Below are 16,302 nucleotides of genomic sequence, written 5' to 3'. Positions count from 1 at the left end.
GCCGTTCGGCTATCGGGACTCTGACTCGGCAAGCCCGGGTCGAGTTCGCAGTGGCCGCCCGATCCTTCTAAGCTGTCATGCATGAAGGTATTGGTTACCGGCGGCGCCGGCTACATCGGGTCCCACACAACGCTCTCCCTCCTTGAAGCGGGGCACGAGGTTGTGGTCCTCGACAACCTGATGAATTCAAACCCGGAGTCCCTGCGCCGCGTGGAGCAGCTCACGGGCAAGATCGTGGACTTCAGGAAGGTCGACCTTCTCGACGGTCCCGGCGTGGACGCCGTTTTTGCCGAGGGCGGCTTCGAGGCAGTGATTCACTTCGCCGGGCTCAAGGCAGTGGGGGAGTCCGTCGAGAAGCCCCTGATGTACTACCAGAACAATGTCGTGGGCACCCTCAACCTGTTGCACAGCATGGACGCCGCCGGCGTACGCCGCCTCGTCTTCAGCTCGTCCGCCACCGTCTACGGCGCCTCGGATGAAGTCCCTCTCATCGAGAAGGCCCCGCTGGATGCCACCAACCCCTACGGCCGCACCAAGGAACAGATCGAGGACATCCTCTCGGACCTGGCGGCCGCCGATCCCCGCTGGAGCATCGCACTGCTGCGTTACTTCAACCCGGTGGGCGCCCACGAGTCCGGCCTGATCGGCGAGGACCCCACCGGCATCCCCAACAATCTGCTCCCGTTTGTGGCACAGGTGGCCGTGGGACGCCGCGAAAAAGTGATGGTGTTCGGCAACGACTACCCGACGCCGGATGGCACCGGAGTGCGGGACTACATCCACGTGATGGACCTTGCGGCCGGCCACCTGGCCGCCTTGGGCTACCTCAGCAACAAAGCAGGGGTGTTCCGCTGGAACCTTGGCACCGGCCGGGGTTCGTCCGTGCTCGAGGTCATCGAGGCGTTCGGCACGGCGGCCGGGCACTCGGTGCCTTACGAATTCGCGCCCCGCCGCCCCGGCGACGCCGCCGTCAGCTACGCCGACCCTTCGGCTGCCTTGGCGGATCTGGGCTGGTCCGCGCACCGCAGCCTGGCACAAATGTGCGAGGACCACTGGCGCTGGCAAAGCAGGAACCCCCAGGGCTACGCCGCGGTTGCCGAGACCGCCGGAGTCAAGGGCGACTAGCTCCCTCCAACTTGGTCAGAGGCGTTAGCCTCCCGCCGACCTGGTCAGACGCGGTAGCTGGCTGTCAGCCGCGCCTCGACGCCGCGCCGGTCGCTCTCGCCAAGGCGGCCGGCCGCCTGCATCATGCAACGGACGAATTCGGCAATGTCGGGGTCCTCCGGGTACGGCTTTCCCGCCGCCGGCCGGTTGTACAGGACGGTGGCGGCCGATCCCTGGAACCCGAGCCGGTCCGCGGCCAGCTTGCTGAACGATTCGGCGAGGATCTTGTCGCCGTTCTCGTCGGACCAGGCCCGGGTCTGGCTCAGCTGGGTCTGGTGACGGCGGTAGGCAATGGTTGGCAGCCTCGGGATGCGCCGCATGCGCAGCCCCGCCGTCGCGGCACGAAGCCACAGGTCGTAGTCCTCGGCCGGGGTCGCCTGGTACCCGCCGAGCGATTCCAGGGCGGCCCGGGAGGCGTACATTGTCGGGTTCATCAGCACGTTCGTCAACAGCAGATGCAGCGGCATGGCCTCAGCGGAGATGCCCGGCTCGAAGCGAGGCCTGAACGGAACATTCTTGGCGTTAATCATGAGAGCCTGCGAGAAGACCATGTCCACGCCGTCGAGGGCACGGCGCTGGACGGCGAACCTCCATGGCAGGCAGATATCGTCACCGTCGATGCGGGCGACGTGTTCGCCACTTGCGTGCGAAAGCAGAGCGGTCGAAGCAGCAGCCACACCGGCTGACTGCGCATTTCGGAAGACCTTGAGCCGCTTGTCACTCAAGCTGGCGAGGAAGGCCTCGGTGCCGTCGGTGCTGCCGTCGTCCAGAATAAGCAGTTCGGAGTCCCGCGGCATCGCGCGCAGAGTGCTGGCAACGGTTGACTTCAGGTAGGGCATCCCGTCCTTGACGGGGATCAGCACGCTCAGCTGTGGCACTTGCGACCTTTCTGTTAGCTAATGTTCGAGTCTAGTCGAGCGGGCTGAGGCGGGTTATGCGGGCCCGCTGCCGCGAACTTATCCACAAGCGGCATTGGACGCCCTTGTCGGAACGGCCCGGCTCCTCTAGCTTTAACCCCAGTTGCACTGCCCCAGGGGGAGGGGTAGCGGTCATGTGGGGGCACCGTGGAAGCTGTGCGCATCGTCGAGGACGAAGTCCGTGAGTTGATCCGTCGCCGCGGCCTGGATCCGCTGCGGCAGAGCGGCGAAGTCCGCCGCCTCGTGGAGGAGGCGATCAGCGACTACGACGAGCGGGCACTGCTCGGACCGCTTCCGCCCATCGGCCCCCTGGAGCAGGCCCGGAGATTCGTCTTCGACGCTGTGGCGGGGTTTGGCGCACTCCAGCCGCTTCTGGACGATCCTGGCATCGAGGAAATCTGGCTCAACGCGCCGAATGAGATCTACGTAGCGCGCAATGGTGAATCGGAACTGACGTCGGTGTCGCTGACGGATCGGCAGGTCCGTGACCTCGTGGAGCGGATGCTCAAGAGCTCCGGCAGGCGGCTGGACATGTCCTCCCCGTTCGTGGACGCGGCGCTCCCGGACGGCTCCCGCCTCCATGTGGTGATCCCGGATGTCACCCGTCGTCACTGGGCCATCAATATCCGCAAGTTCGTGGTGAAGGCCAGCCGGTTGGAACACCTGGTGGAGCTGGGAACGCTGACTCCCCAGGCGGCCCGGTTCCTCGGTGCGGCCGTAGCGAGCGGGCTCAACATCCTGGTCTCTGGTGCCACGCAGGCTGGCAAAACCACCATGCTCAACTGCCTCGCCGCGAGCATCGGCACCCGGGAGCGGGTCATCACTGTGGAGGAAATCTTCGAGCTGCAGTTGCCGCTCCGCGACGTCGTCGGTCTACAGTGCCGGCAGCCGAACCTGGAGGGGCAGGGGCAGATTCCGCTGCGCCGGCTGGTCAAAGAGGCCTTGCGGATGCGCCCGGACCGGCTGGTGGTCGGGGAGGTTCGGGAGGCCGAGAGCCTGGACATGCTCATCGCATTGAACTCCGGCCTTCCCGGTATTCGTCAAAACGCAATGCAAAGTAAACTGTACGGATGTCACCACAACGAGCAGCTATCTATGCCCGAATTTCAGAAGACAAGACGGGCGCCGGCCTCGGCGTGCAACGCCAGACCGAGGATTGCCAAGCCCTCGCAGCCGCTCAAGGCTGGGACGTGGTGGAGGTCTTCACGGACAACGACATCAGCGCCTACTCGGGAAAGGCGCGCCCGGGCTACCAGAAGATGCTGGCGGCAATGACCGCTGGCCGCCTTGACGTCGTGCTTGCTTGGCACACTGACCGGCTGCACCGCAGCCCCCTTGAGCTGGAGGAATATATCAGCCTCTCGGAGAGTCGTAGCGTTACCACTCGCACGGTCCAATCTGGCGAGCTTGACTTGTCTACGTCTTCCGGTCGCATGACGGCGCGTATCCACGGCGCCGTCAGTAGGCAGGAGTCCGAGCATAAGGCCGAGCGCATTCGGCGCAAGGTGGAGGAGCTTGCGCTCGCCGGTAAGTGGACTGGCGGCAGCCGCCCCTTTGGCTGGCAGATCGTGGGCCGCGTGCCAGTTATTGACGAGGCAGAGGCCGCGATCATCCGGGAGGCACACTCCCACGTGCTGGCTGGCTACTCGCTCGGGTCATTCATCCAAAGCCTGACGAAGCGCGGTATCAAGACCGCGCGCGACGGTGCCTGGTCCTACGCAACGCTGCGCCAAATGCTGATGCGCCCGCGCAATGCTGGCCTAGCCGAGTGGAAGGGTGAAGTGGTGGGGGAGTCAGAGTTCCCGGCGATCGTGGAACGTCACATCTGGGAGGCTACCTGCTCGGTACTGCAAGACCCCGCACGGAGGCGCTCGCGGACAAACAAGGTAAAGCATCTGTTGGCAGGCATCGCCCTCTGTGAATGCCTGCGGCCGGTGAAGTCTGGACAGATCACAGACCGCAAGGGCGTGAAGCACATGATCTACCGCTGTTCCGAGAGTGGACCGGGCCACGTCAACAAGCGCATGTCCCACGTGGACGAGCACGTTGGACGGCAGATATTTTTCTTTCTCACCCGCGCGGCCCACATGGCCGCTTCCGCTCCCGTGGCACCGGAAGTGCTTGAGTCCTTGCGTACCGAAGAACAGGCACACCGCGAGCGCCTTAATCAGGCGGCGCGCCTGTTTGCTGCGGGGGACATCGACGGGGAACAGGTGGCTGAAATGTCGAAGGGGATTAGGGTCAAGCTGGCAGCCGTGCAGTCGAAGTTGGCGGCATTAGACGAAGCTGCCGCCCGACACGAACAAGTAGATGTGTCTCGGATCGACTGGACCGACACGTCGGCAGTTGAGTTTTGGGACGGCCTGCACGTGGAGCGAAAGCGTGAGTGGATCCGGAGCACGATGGATGTTGTTCTTCATCGTCACTCCAGGGGAAGCGCACGAGTCTTCGATTCGGGCACGGTCCAAGTGATCGTCAAGTCATCCGAGGGTGTTGGCGCGACAGCGGCCAACGTCGCCCAATGGAAAGTGGAGCACCCAGCCGGGCAGAAACCCATGGCCTACGAAATGATGTTCCAACCCGGACTCGGCCCCGGCCTTCCCTACACACAGATGCCCTAGTTAACCCCTGTGGGCGCCGTGAGGCGCCTTGAAACGATGCGGTCCGCTACGGCGCCGCATGGCCGCTGATAGGCCCCTGAGCGGGCCCTGACGACACCAGTAGTGTCCTGGTTGACGACGTCATTGACAACAACGCTGGTTACTTCACTTCGCAAGTGCGTCCATACGGCGGTACAGCGTTGCCCTAGACATGCCCAGATCACGCGCCACCTGCGCCGCTGGTTCGCCTGACGCAATCAGGCGAGCCGCATTCCTAACCTGGCTGTCGGTGAATTGGACCTTCCGCCCGCCCAAATCCTTACCGGCTGCCCGTCGCTTGCTCACACTGTCGTTGACACGCTCACGCTTGATCTCCAGCTCCATCTGCCCCAGCGCGGCCATCACGGTGAACACCATTGCACCCATAGGCGTGCTGGTGTCCACGTCACCGCCACCTAGATTGAGCACCCGGAGACCTGAACCCTTTTCCTTGATCTGTTCTGCGAGCTTGAGCATGTTCACGGTGGAGCGTCCGAGGCGGTCAAGCGTCGTCACAACCAGAGTGTCGCCATCGTGCAAGGCGTCCAACGCCTTGTCCAGCGCCAGTCGCGATGCCTTGGCACCGCTCACCCCATGATCTACATACAGATCATCCCGCCGCACACCAGCGGCCAGCAGGTCCTTCTGCTGTCGGTCCGTCTCCTGCGCCTTCGTCGAAACTCTCGCGTAGCCGATCAGCTTTCCCATGTCCTGCGCTCCCTCGATCTGTCTTGCAACCCGGTTTGATTACCCAGAACCTAACAAGTACTTACGAGACATGCAAGCGAGACACAATTAGCACCTTCAATGCTAGGCAATGTGTCTCTCAACCCAGGTGTCTTAAATCTCTTGGGTTGCGAGGCACGGGGGTTAGTGGGATCTACCAGGTCAGAGGGGAGGGCTGACGGCATATTGCATTACGATCTGATCGTCATACGGATTCGGATCATAGTTGAAGCTGTAGCGATGGTATTCGCTGGAATTTCGGATTCTGATGGTCAGCTTCAAATACTCTTCAACGTGGTTTTTCCGAAGAGGCAAACGGAGTCTTACTACGCCTCCTTTGGCGAAGTCGTGGTACGGGAACTCGTAACCTGACCCGATTTGGATAGACCACGTGAGGGTTCGGTTCCGAGGATCGTTGGCCCGGCACTCCAAGGACAGGACTTCCCCCACGTTCATTCGCGCAAGAGTTGGAGGATTGTAAAGCTCCTCAGACACCCTATTTCCGAAGTGATCGGTTACCGATTCAATGACCGGATAGAAGGCGGAGGAGTCCTGTCTCTGCGTGCGGTAGAGAGCGATTTGATTGCGAATGAGACCAGATGCACCCTCCAGCAGGCTACGTTCTGCGGGGACGAGCGAACGACCGTGCGCCAACGTGTTCCGCGAGCGCCGAATTATGTCCAGGTAGAACGCGGTGTTGTCATCGAAGACTTCCTTGAACTGCTCCTCCGCTCCTTCGATGATCTCTTTTAGGTCCTCGAAGTTTGAGTAGTCGAGCAGGTCCACGCCGGGAACTGCACCAGGGTGGTTTATCCGTTCACGGTCCTGGGTCTTCTGAGCCTTGTTCTGGTTGGTGGGTGAGAGATGCTCTTTCCAACTCGCGCCAAGAACCAAGCGAACGAGGTCGCGTAGTGCGGCCTCGGTGGAAAGCACCGCATCCATAGTCAGATCCATGCCCTCATGCTACCCATGGGGGGTACCCCCTTTCGCAGCATTCGCCGTCTCCGGTAGTGGTTAGCAGTTTTCGTCGCGCACGGGTTTGAAACTTTTTCCTGCTGAGCCGACGGGCTTCAGCTGCTTGCGCCGCTCATTGGCCGACGGCCGCCTCGAAACGGCCTGCTTGCTGCTGGACCCTTTGGGTCCTGGAGGAACTCGGTCACCGGGACATCCAGAACGGCAGCGATGTCCCATAGTCGCTCGTAGGCGACGCTCTTGCGGCCCCACTCAATCCCGATGATCATGTTTCGGCTGAGTCCAGATTCCAGTGCCAATGCTTCTTGCGATAAGTCCTGGGCTAGACGGATTTCCCTAATCCGAGCGCCCACGCTTTCCCGGCGAGCAGCCCAGCGGAGCGTCTGCTCTTCGGAGGACTGGTCGGGGCGAGTGGGCATGGTTCAATGCCAACCAATAATGTCTTACTTGTCTGCTCTACTAGTGATACATGCAGGACCCCAAGTGAGTTGGAGAGTACGAATGATGGGCAAGCAAGCCTCAGCTGCCAGGGCGGTGAACGTGACCGAGGTGGTGGATTCGTGGGATCTTCCCTCCTACGGGTTATCCACAATCTTCGCGGACGACACCGATCCTCCGGGGAGATTCGGTGGCGTTGGCCCCGTTCGGAGCAGCAGCCCGTCCACCGGAAACTCCGCCGAGATCAGGCACTCTGAGCCCCGGGTATCTCGTCGCGTACAAAGGATGTGCGGGGTGCCCGGTTGCGGCGACGCAAAGCGCCTCTTTGATGGGATGTGCCGCAAGCACCGCGGGTGGATGAATGACTACGGAACCGTTGAACCTCCGATCTGCAGCTTCGAGGACTGCGACGTCACCTACGATGATGATCCCTCGGGCCAGTTCCGGGCCGGCATGTGCAACAAGCACTATCTCGGCAACCTCCGCGCCGACAAGCGCGCCAAGTCCACAGGTCCCCGCTACTGCCGACTTGAGGGCTGCGGGATTGACATATCCCGAGGCCGGGGCAATCAAAAGGCCTGCACACCCGAGCACCAGGTAAAGGCCTGGATGATTGATCTGCAGATGTCTGAGCCCGTGCGTGCCAAGATCGACAAGAGCAAACGCGAAGGGGACCGCCGGGCAAGGAAGTTCAATAACCCCGGCTACGAACAATTTACCGCCGCAGAGTGGTTCGCCGTGCTCGTCGAGGGAGACTTTCACTGCACATATTGCCCAACTCGGACCTATGACATGCAGATGGATCATGTCATTCCGCTCTCGAAGGGCGGTCCCCATTGCCTAAGCAACGTGACCCCGGCCTGCGGCCCGTGCAACGGGTCGAAACATGATAGTACGGTCGAAGAATGGCGCGCCCGCGAGGCGCGAAAGGACGTTAAACCACGCAGGAGCTACATTCTTGCGGCGTGAAAGTCAGCCCCTCCCGACGACTGTTAACGTTGAACTCCTCCTGGCCGAGAGGAGCCCATCAGGACCGCGGCGTTAGTCCGGTGGTAGTCAGGACTATGGGTCACAACGGCCAAGGAGCAGCTACGTTAGCCCCGGAACAGGGCTTTCACGGGCGGATACGCTTCCGGGCCGGAGTCGTACTCGAATGGCTCGCCGTCCATGCCGAAACCAAATGAGCCTTCGCCGGGCTGTGCCCGCCCGACGGGGAGTTGATTTGCGAGCGCCCACTCGACTGCGCTCAAGGGCATCTGTGGGATGGTGAGGAGGTCTCTGACAACCAGATCCCATTCCCGGTTCTTTCGATGGTGTTCCAGCTCGCTGTTGCGCCGCTGCGTCAGGGGCATTAGGTGGTCAGGGCGGACGCACAGCGTGACCCCGCAAACGTGGTCTAGGGTCAGTTTGGGAGCGTGCCCGCCGATGAAGAAACCGAAGGAAAATCTGTGAGCCAGCCAGTCATGGTTGCCGACGCTGATAAGCCCATATCCATGGTCCACCGACGGAGCAGTCGGAGACTTGGTCGACCTTCCTGCCCAGAGCCAGCAACCCCAGTCGGGATGCCCATTAGCATCTGACGCGAACTTCATCAATGTTCGTTCCACTGCCTCCGTAGACCTCAGGGGTACTTTCAGCAGAAGGTGATCATGCCGTCGGCAGTAGCCCTGGCGGGACTGGCCTCGGTCGAGGCGGGTGCTGCACCCGTCGGCCTTGCACTGTGGCTTCTGGCGAAGCTGTTGCCGATAATGCTTCTCGCAGAGCCCGTTGGCATAATGTGCCGGGGGAGCGATGTGCCGGGGAAGCGTGCTGACGCAGGTTGTGCAACGGCGCTGGTACTGCGCTTTGGGCCTTGCCAATGCGTGCTCCCACTCTGTCCTATATAACTCCGACGGACGATCATACCGTCCTGTGGGGAGCCCGAGGAAATCGGGGATCTGCCAGTCCGTAGGCCCATCTACAGCAATCAGGGGTTAGGGCATGGAAGGTCCTTGGCGGTTGCTGGGTGCTGTAGCCGCGTAGCCCCAGCGGAGCGGCCCTTACGGTTGCCGCTGGGCCCGCGAATGCGTGACCCACTACGTCGCCTAGTACTTCAACCAGTACATCAACCAACAGATCCTGCACGCCGGCTCCTTGGAAAGCCCCCGCAAGCGAGGAGCCTTAGGGACCGCTGGCGTGGCTGTCGCCCGGATCGTAAGAGCACAGCGATAGCTGCCGGTCCGACGTGAGTCGGACACGGCGGACCGGCAGTAGCGGATCGACCGACTGATGTGACAGGTCTGGTGATTGAATAGCGTTGGCACAATCGCGCATCGAACAGGGGAAACACCAATGGCTCATCTCTTCAGCAAACTACGGGTGCTTCAGGAGGCGAAGAAGCTTTCGTTTCCTACACTTGCTGCAGACATAGCCATTCTCGAATCTTGGCGCCAAGACCACATGACCGGAAGCCTCAAGAAGGACAAGGAAGAGTCGCGCGAGCAGGCCTTCAACTCTCAGATTTTTGGGAAGATCCTGGGCTATACAGAAAAGCCGGCCAGCATCTACACCTTCGAGGCCAAGCCCAAGACCATTGTGGCTGGCGGTGAAACGCCAGATGGCGTGTTGTGCTACCGCGACACGGCCATCGGCATGAGCAACACCTTCGCCGTTATTGAACTGAAGGGTGGATCGGCAGACCTCGACAAGCCACAGAAGGGCTATAAGGGGCAGATGAGCCCTGTGCAGCAGGCATTTAAGTACAAGCCGCAGTTTGACCGATGCCCCTTCGTGATTGTGTCCAACTTCTGGGAGATGCGTCTCTACAACGACAATCAACTCGACTATGAAGTTTGGACCCTGAACGATCTTGTTGATCCCAAGGACGACTACGCGAACTTCAAGGTCTGGTACACGCTGCTCTGCGCGGAGAACATGACTGCAGCCACGATTCGGGCCAACACTGAAGAGCTTTTGAAGGCCGTTCGCATAGATCAGGAGAGGATCGGTAACGAGTTCTACGAAGTGTACCGGTTGGCTCGACTGGAACTTCTTCGCGACCTGTACCGTCGTAACCCCATCGTGCGAGCTGACATCAATGTGGGGATAAGCAAGGCGCAGAAGCTCGTAGACCGTGTTATTTTTTCGTGTTTCGCAGAAGACTGCGGACTCCTGCCCGAGGATACTCTTAGGGACCGCGTAAAAGCAGTCAGCGAAGTCGGGCTGATGTCGCTATGGGATGCCATGAAACTGTTCTTTAAGGCAGTTGACCAGGGCAATCCTAAGCTCAATATTCCTGTTGGCTACAACGGTGGACTCTTCCACGAAGACGAAATTCTTGACAATTTCGACATCGATGACGCAGTACTCGCGACTCTTCTGAACTTTGATCGGTACAACTTTCAAGAGGACCTGGGTGTCACCATCTTGGGACACTTGTTCGAGCAATCAATTACCGATCTCGAAGACATACGAGAATCCGTTGAGGCGGCCCAAGGCATCGAGGGCCTGGCCGTGTCCCGCCGGAAGCGGGACGGTATCTTCTACACGCCCGATTACATCGTTCGGTACATCATCGACCAGACGGTAGGGGAACAAGTCCGTCAGCTGGAAGCGGACTGTCGTGAGCGCGCTAACCTTCACGACGATCTGAATCAGTCCAACTATGCAAAGCGAGAACGCGAGGCCTACCTTAATTACCAAACCGCACTGGGAGGCATTCGTGTTGTCGACCCTGCGTGCGGCTCCGGCGCGTTCCTCGTGCACGTCTTCGACTTCTTGATGTCGGAGTACAAGCGTATTGGGAAGATTACGGGTGACCTGTTCAGCACGGAGGCATACGTTAAGCAGATCCTCCGTAACAATATTTACGGCGTTGATCTGAATGAAGAGTCGGTCGAGATCACAAAGCTCAGCCTGTGGCTGAAGTCGGCTACAAAAAATGAAAAGCTTACGTCGTTGGACGACAATATCCTGTGCGGTAATAGCCTCATCTCGGATCCTGCCATAGCCGGAGATAAGGCCTTCGTTTGGGAGACGTCGTTTTCGCGCATTCTCGAAGCAGGTGGCTTCGACGTAGTGGTTGGCAACCCGCCCTACGTGCAGTCGCATGTCATGGTTGTCGCCAACCCAGAAGAGCGTGCCCATATTTCAGCTACATTTGAAACGGCAAAAGGTAACTGGGATCTCTTCGTTCCCTTTATTGAAAGAGGGCTGAAACTCCTCAAGCTCGGAGGGAGTTTTGGATACATCGTTCCCAACAAGGTGTTGGGTCAAGATTACGCCAAGCCCCTGCGGCACTTTATTGACAAGAACTACGCCCTCCGAGGAATCGTTGACGTATCGCAAGACGGCGTTTTTGAAAAGGTGGCGGTATATCCGATCATTCTCTTAGTCGATTCTGCGTCCGCGCCTGCAACAATTGCCATTACAAAGAGTCTGGATCCACTCGTCACCGCCGAGGTGCCGTATTCCTCCGTGTCCGCCGACAACTGGACTCCGCTCATATCAACGGAGAGCATCATGCTCTCCCAGGCGTCCAAGTTCGGTACCATAGCGGACCACGTCAATGTCTACAATTCGGCAGCTGTCGATGAGGCATATAAGATGAAGCCGCACCTATCCGAGAACCCTTCGCCAAGTGAGGATGAGTTCAAGATTCTAACTACCGGCAGCATAGATCCTTACGTCGAAATGTGGGGACAAAATAAGACGAAGTATCTAAAGGGCGATTATGACTACCCGGTAATTCGCCGTGATGCGGTCAATCAGAAGGCTTGGACCCATCTTCCCCGCATTGTTGTTGGGGGCATGGGAGTCCGCTTTGAGGTTTTTGCCGACCTGCTAGTCGAGTTTCTACCGACAATTCCGAGTGTAGTAATTAGCACTAAATCATTGACTGAATTGCTGTATCTAACCGCAATTCTGAACAGCACAGTGATGTCTGACCTCTACACGCAGTTGCACGCGAGCAACGCGATGGCCGGAGGTTACCTTACGTTCACGGCCGACCGCGTGGGATCACTTCCCTATGTTCCATACGACCCCGAAAACAAGACTATGTCCGCGATCGCGGAGCACGCAGTGCAGCTAGTAGCACTTCTGCCTCGTGAAATAAAGCTCAACAGGGATCTCTTGCGGTTCCTGGTCGAGTCTTACGGGTTGAAGCCATCGCGAGACATGTCCCGCCAAATCTTGGCCGTCGATTTTGATCTGGTCAAGGGTCGGCTTCCTCGCAGTCTGACCGTGAAGACCGTCAAGGAGATCAGTGACATGTTCCAAGAACACCGGCTGCAATTCGAAGCCCTTCGCGTAAAAACGCAGAAGGCCCGGCTCGCAATCGAAGAACTTGTGACAAAGGTCTACACCCTGCCGTAGAAACACCGCGCCGTCTCGGCTCTGACCCTTACTTGCGCCCGAGGCGTGGAGCCGAGCGACCGAGAGCTTCGGAGAGTGCACGGGGCTAGGCCGCATGCGCTGCGTCTGAACGATTTCCGGGCTTCCCGGAATGTGCACTGTGCATGCCAACTCCGCACACGATGCAGTGACAAAGATCTGCACGCTGCCATTGCTCGCCGGCGACAACATCTCCAGTGCGTTCGTCGTTCCCACCGTCGCCTCCTGCATCGATCTGGTGGTCCATTGCAGCAGGCACGCTAACGGGCGCCGGCAGGTCACCGAGATCCTGTCACTGGGCCGCCGGGTGGAAAACGGGATCATCGAATCCTCCATGGTGTTCACGATGTCGGACGGGCAGCTTCTGCCCAAGGCCAACTCCATGCCCGCCGCGGAAAAGTTTGCCCGCTCCGGGTATGACGTCGCGGCGCTGCTGGAGCAGCGCTGATGGCGCCGCTCCTGGGGATGCTGGGTGGAGTCGGCCTCCTGCTGATCTGGTGGTCCGCGTGGGAGAAGCCACCGGGCGTGCGGCGCAAGTCCCGGACCAGTCGGCTTGAGGATCTCCTGCGGTCGGCGGGCATCGAAAAGGTCAGCGCAGCGGGGCTGCTGGCCTCGTGCCTCGGAGTCGGGACATTCACAACCCTGGCATTCTTCGCAGTGACCGGCTCGTGGCCGATCGTGGGATGTTTTGGCCTGTTTGGCGGCTGGCTGCCGATGGCGATGGTCCGGTGGCGTGCCAGAAAGCGCACGGCCGTCCTCCGCCAGCTCTGGCCCGACGTCGTTGATCATCTGCGCTCAGCCATCAGGGCCGGCCTGTCACTGCCGGAGGCTCTCATCCAGCTTGGCGACAAGGGCCCGGTGGAGCTTCGCCACGTTTTTGTGGACTTCGGCTCTGACTATCGGTCGGGAGGCCAATTCGATCCCTCGCTCACCCGGCTCAAAGACCGGTTGGCGGATCCCGTAGCGGATCGGATTGTCGAGGCCCTCCGGCTCACCCGCGAGGTGGGCGGCTCGGACCTCGGGCGGCTGTTGGGCACCCTCGCGGAGTTCCTGCGGGAGAGTGCCCGGACCCGGAGCGAACTGGAGGCCAGGCAATCCTGGACCGTCAACGCCGCCCGCTTGGCCGTCGCTGCGCCCTGGATTGTCCTGGTGTTGCTGGCCAGCCGTCCTGAGGCTGTGATGGCGTACAACACCCCGGTTGGCGCCGCGGTTCTCCTGGGCGGCCTCGCCATCTCCCTGGTGTCCTACGCCGTCATGCTGCGAATCGGTGCTCTGCCGGAAGAGCAGCGGGTCCTCCGATGACAGGGCTGATGGCGGGCGCCACGCTGTGCGGGGCCGTGCTCGGGGCGGGTCTCTGGCTGTTCCTCGTCCGGCTTCCCTTCATGCGCCCGACGACGTTCGTCGAGCGTATCGGCCCGCAGCTGAGGACACACAACCTGGAATCCCGGCTCCTGCGCGCGGCCCCGAGGAATCTCACGCCGTTTGGGCCGCTGGAACGAATCCTCCGCCCCGCGATCCAGGACGGTGTCAGGTCCCTGGGCCGGATCAACCTGGGCACCACGGCGTTGAATCGCAGGCTGGCGCGTGCCGGCAGCGCCAAGACAGCGGTGGACTTCCGGGCTGAGCAGCTCCTCTGGGCGGCCGGCGGCTTCGTCCTCGCCGTGGGCGTTGTGGCGCTCGCCGGCTCGATCGGCCGCCTCAACCCGTTCGTCGCAGTCGTGGCCGTCGTGGGAAGCGCCGTCGGCGGTTTCTTGCTCCGGGACTACCTGTTGGGCGTGCACATCAAGAAACGGGAGGTGCGGATGATGGCAGAGTTTCCCAGCATCGCCGAACTCATGGCCCTGGCGGTCAGCGCCGGAGAGAGCGCCACCGGTGCCCTGGACAGGGTCTGCCGCAGCGCCCAGGGTGAGCTGTCACAGGAATTTGCCCGTGTTCTCGCCGAGACCAGGTCCGGCAAACCCCTCGTGGAAGCCCTCCACGAGTTCTCGGCGAGGACCGATCAGGGGCCGCTGGTCCGTTTCGTTGACGGAATGATCGTGGCTGTCGAGCGCGGAACGCCGCTTGCCGACGTCCTCCGGGCGCAGGCTCAGGATGTGAGGGACACGGCCAAGAGGGAGCTCATGGAGTCCGCGGGCAAGAAGGAAATCGGCATGATGGTGCCGCTCGTCTTCGGGGTCCTCCCGCTTACGGTCATCTTCGCGGTCTTCCCCGGCCTGGCAGCAATCAGTCTCGGGCTCTAAGAACCGCCAGTGCAGCGTTGCGAACTATCAGAGCCGAACAATCCGGACCCGGAAACAGAAACCATGAACCAAAAAACCAGGAAAATCAGGAAAGAGGACACGTGAAGAACTTCGGAACTCGGGTGGCGTTGGTGGCCTGCGCGCTCAGCATGTTGACTTGGGGGTCTGCTGCGCCGTGGTCTGCTGCGCCGCGACCGCGGTTGGGGGACCACCCTGAAGTGGGAGCCCACCATCCCCAGCGAGGGGACGTCCCCGGCTGGGTGATGATCACCCTCATGTCGGCAGTTCTCGTGGCCGCCCTGCTGGCCATCGCCGGGCCTGCACTTGAGGGACTCTTCAACCAGGCCATGGATAAGGTCGGACAGTAGCCGGTGGCAGCCCAGGGCGAGGGAAACGGGCGCAACGGCAAGAACCCGCAGGACGGCCACGTCGCGGAGCGCGGCGCCGCCGTCGTGGACTTCGTGTTGATCGGCGCGTTGCTCACCTTGCTCTTCCTCGCGATCGTCCAGCTCACCCTGGTCCTTCACATCCGGAACACCCTGATCGACGCCGCTGCCTCGGGCGCCCGATACGGCACGTTGGCCGACCGCAACGGCGGGGATGCCAGGGCCCGGACGGTCCAGCTGATCACGGCGGCGCTTAACTCCGAGTTCGCGCGGGACGTGGCCACCAGTGAATCGACGTACCAGGGCATCCGCACGCTGGAGGTGACAGTCCGGGCACCCTTGCCGGTCATCGGCTTCATCGGTCCCCGGGCGCTCTTGGAAGTCAAGGGCCATGCTGCCATCCAGCGCTGAACGGTCACGGTCAGGGGCACGCTTCGGGCCCGACCCTGCTCTCGCCGTTGCCGACGGCGCCGGAAGTTCGCCGGAACAGGGGAGTGCCGTGGTCGAGTTCGTCTTCCTGTCCGCGCTGCTGATGGTGCCGCTGGTCTATTTCATCATCACCGTGGGCCAGATCCAGGGCGGCTCGTTCGCGGTGGTCGGCGCCGCTGACCAGGCCGCCAAGGTCTACGTAGCCCAACCGGACGCGGCAAGCGGCCGGGCCGCGGCTGAGCAAGCGGTATTGCTGGCGCTCGCCGACTACGGCCAGCCGGCGGAAAACGCCAGTTTCGACACCCGCTGCGAGCCGGCGGACTGCCTGGCTCCCGGCTCCGCGGTGACGGTCACCGTCCACCTCACCGTGCCCTTGCCGTTTGTGCCCTTCAGCGATGCGCTTCATCTGAACGCGAGCCAGCTCAGCGCGTCGGCAACCCAGCTGGTGGGCAGGTTCCGGTGACAATCCTTGCCGGCGCATCCAGCCACCCAGGACCCCGGCGCCCAAGCACCCGCCACCCGAAGCCCGCGCCCCGACACCAGCCCCGAGACCGCCGGCAAGAGGGCCAAGTGCTGGTGCTGAGCATCGGCTTCATTCTGATTGCCCTGCTGGTCGCGACCGTCGTGATGGCCGCCTCCAGCGTCTACCTCGAGCACAAGAAACTGCTCTCGCTCGCGGACGGCGCCTCCGTGGCCGCCGCGGACAGCTTCACCCTCGGCCAGCTTGGCAACGCCGGCGGCACACCGACGGCCGTCCTCAGCGGGGCACGGGTGCGCAGCGCCGCCGTCGACTATCTGGGCCGCAACGGCGGGTTCGCCCGCTTCAGCGGCCTGGCCGTGGCGCCGTCCACGGGCAGCCCGGACGGTGCCACCGCCGTCGTGGTCCTGAGCGCCGCCGTCCACCCGCCATTGGTGAACTTCCTGGTCCCGGACGGCATCCGGATCGAGGCGACGTCGACGGCGCGGTCCCGGCTCAGCCGCTGAACTGCCCGTCCGCCCCTGCGGGGCAAGCGGGCGG

Annotated in this window: 15 protein-coding genes and 2 pseudogenes; 12 read left to right on the top strand and 5 right to left on the bottom strand. The window is 61.6% G+C overall.

Annotation, left to right across the window (positions count from 1 at the left end; all coding sequences use genetic code 11):
* The first annotated feature begins 81 nt into the window (after positions 1 to 81).
* Positions 82 to 1,125 carry a UDP-glucose 4-epimerase GalE gene (gene galE, locus AC1DKQ_RS00285; protein WP_476917905.1) on the top strand — a complete coding sequence of 348 codons (1,044 nt, stop codon included), beginning with the start codon at positions 82 to 84 and terminating at the stop codon, positions 1,123 to 1,125.
* 44 nt (positions 1,126 to 1,169) lie between these two features.
* On the opposite strand, the gene AC1DKQ_RS00280 is transcribed toward galE, so the two are convergent.
* Positions 1,170 to 2,042 (bottom strand): glycosyltransferase family 2 protein, encoded by an 873-nt coding sequence (locus tag AC1DKQ_RS00280; protein ID WP_476917904.1) that lies wholly within the window; start codon positions 2,040 to 2,042, stop codon positions 1,170 to 1,172.
* A 186-nt stretch (positions 2,043 to 2,228) separates the two neighbouring features.
* Between AC1DKQ_RS00280 and AC1DKQ_RS00275 the strand changes: the two are divergent.
* Together AC1DKQ_RS00275 and AC1DKQ_RS00270 are read left to right on the top strand one after the other, a co-directional pair.
* Positions 2,229 to 3,119 (top strand): annotated as a pseudogene (locus tag AC1DKQ_RS00275) (CpaF family protein); the annotation flags it as partial.
* Positions 3,120 to 3,151: 32 nt separating this feature from the next.
* Positions 3,152 to 4,702: a recombinase family protein gene (locus tag AC1DKQ_RS00270; RefSeq protein WP_476917903.1), complete on the top strand. Its 1,551-nt coding sequence runs from the start codon at positions 3,152 to 3,154 to the stop codon at positions 4,700 to 4,702.
* A gap of 144 nt (positions 4,703 to 4,846) precedes the next feature.
* Here the strand turns inward: AC1DKQ_RS00270 and AC1DKQ_RS00265 are convergent, their stop codons facing one another.
* From AC1DKQ_RS00265 to AC1DKQ_RS00255, 3 genes are all read right to left on the bottom strand, one after another.
* Positions 4,847 to 5,428, bottom strand: coding sequence for a recombinase family protein (locus AC1DKQ_RS00265; RefSeq protein ID WP_476917902.1), 582 nt, complete (start codon positions 5,426 to 5,428; stop codon positions 4,847 to 4,849).
* A gap of 180 nt (positions 5,429 to 5,608) precedes the next feature.
* Entirely contained in the window at positions 5,609 to 6,400 is a 792-nt protein-coding gene (locus AC1DKQ_RS00260) for a hypothetical protein (protein WP_476917901.1), read from the bottom strand.
* Between the two features lie 116 nt (positions 6,401 to 6,516).
* A complete protein-coding gene (locus AC1DKQ_RS00255) occupies positions 6,517 to 6,837 on the bottom strand; it encodes a helix-turn-helix domain-containing protein (protein WP_476917900.1) in 321 nt (106 codons plus the stop codon).
* A gap of 376 nt (positions 6,838 to 7,213) precedes the next feature.
* Between AC1DKQ_RS00255 and AC1DKQ_RS00250 the strand changes: the two genes are divergently transcribed.
* Entirely contained in the window at positions 7,214 to 7,825 is a 612-nt protein-coding gene (locus tag AC1DKQ_RS00250; protein WP_476917899.1) for an HNH endonuclease, read from the top strand.
* A gap of 125 nt (positions 7,826 to 7,950) precedes the next feature.
* Here the strand turns inward: AC1DKQ_RS00250 and AC1DKQ_RS00245 are convergent, their stop codons facing one another.
* Positions 7,951 to 8,448, bottom strand: coding sequence for an HNH endonuclease family protein (locus AC1DKQ_RS00245; protein WP_476917898.1), 498 nt, complete (start codon positions 8,446 to 8,448; stop codon positions 7,951 to 7,953).
* 739 nt (positions 8,449 to 9,187) lie between these two features.
* On the opposite strand from AC1DKQ_RS00245, the gene AC1DKQ_RS00240 reads away from it, so the two are divergent.
* The 8 genes and pseudogenes from AC1DKQ_RS00240 to AC1DKQ_RS00205 all read left to right on the top strand — a co-directional run bounded on the left by AC1DKQ_RS00240 (position 9,188) and on the right by AC1DKQ_RS00205 (position 16,268).
* Positions 9,188 to 12,211, top strand: a complete 3,024-nt coding sequence (locus AC1DKQ_RS00240) for an Eco57I restriction-modification methylase domain-containing protein (protein WP_476917897.1) — start codon at positions 9,188 to 9,190, stop codon at positions 12,209 to 12,211.
* A gap of 115 nt (positions 12,212 to 12,326) precedes the next feature.
* A pseudogene (locus AC1DKQ_RS00235) lies at positions 12,327 to 12,677 on the top strand (CpaF family protein); the annotation flags it as partial.
* Positions 12,677 to 13,531, top strand: a complete 855-nt coding sequence (locus AC1DKQ_RS00230) for a type II secretion system F family protein (RefSeq protein WP_476917896.1) — start codon at positions 12,677 to 12,679, stop codon at positions 13,529 to 13,531. The pseudogene AC1DKQ_RS00235 and the gene AC1DKQ_RS00230, both read left to right, overlap by 1 nt.
* Positions 13,528 to 14,469, top strand: coding sequence for a type II secretion system F family protein (locus AC1DKQ_RS00225; protein WP_476917895.1), 942 nt, complete (start codon positions 13,528 to 13,530; stop codon positions 14,467 to 14,469). Before AC1DKQ_RS00230 ends, AC1DKQ_RS00225 begins: the two co-directional genes overlap by 4 nt.
* 101 nt (positions 14,470 to 14,570) lie before the next feature.
* Entirely contained in the window at positions 14,571 to 14,837 is a 267-nt protein-coding gene (locus AC1DKQ_RS00220) for a hypothetical protein (RefSeq protein WP_476917894.1), read from the top strand.
* A gap of 84 nt (positions 14,838 to 14,921) precedes the next feature.
* Entirely contained in the window at positions 14,922 to 15,266 is a 345-nt protein-coding gene (locus AC1DKQ_RS00215) for a TadE family protein (RefSeq protein ID WP_476882921.1), read from the top strand.
* Complete coding sequence (locus AC1DKQ_RS00210; protein ID WP_476917893.1) at positions 15,247 to 15,747, top strand: hypothetical protein; 501 nt, start codon at positions 15,247 to 15,249, stop codon at positions 15,745 to 15,747. The genes AC1DKQ_RS00215 and AC1DKQ_RS00210 overlap by 20 nt, the downstream gene beginning before the upstream one ends.
* 107 nt (positions 15,748 to 15,854) lie before the next feature.
* A complete protein-coding gene (locus AC1DKQ_RS00205) occupies positions 15,855 to 16,268 on the top strand; it encodes a pilus assembly protein TadG-related protein (protein ID WP_476917892.1) in 414 nt (137 codons plus the stop codon).
* The last annotated feature ends 34 nt before the right edge of the window (positions 16,269 to 16,302 follow it).

This window comes from Arthrobacter sp. 05L421, assembly GCF_056397785.1.
This window is presented reverse-complemented; position numbering and strand designations above follow the sequence as displayed.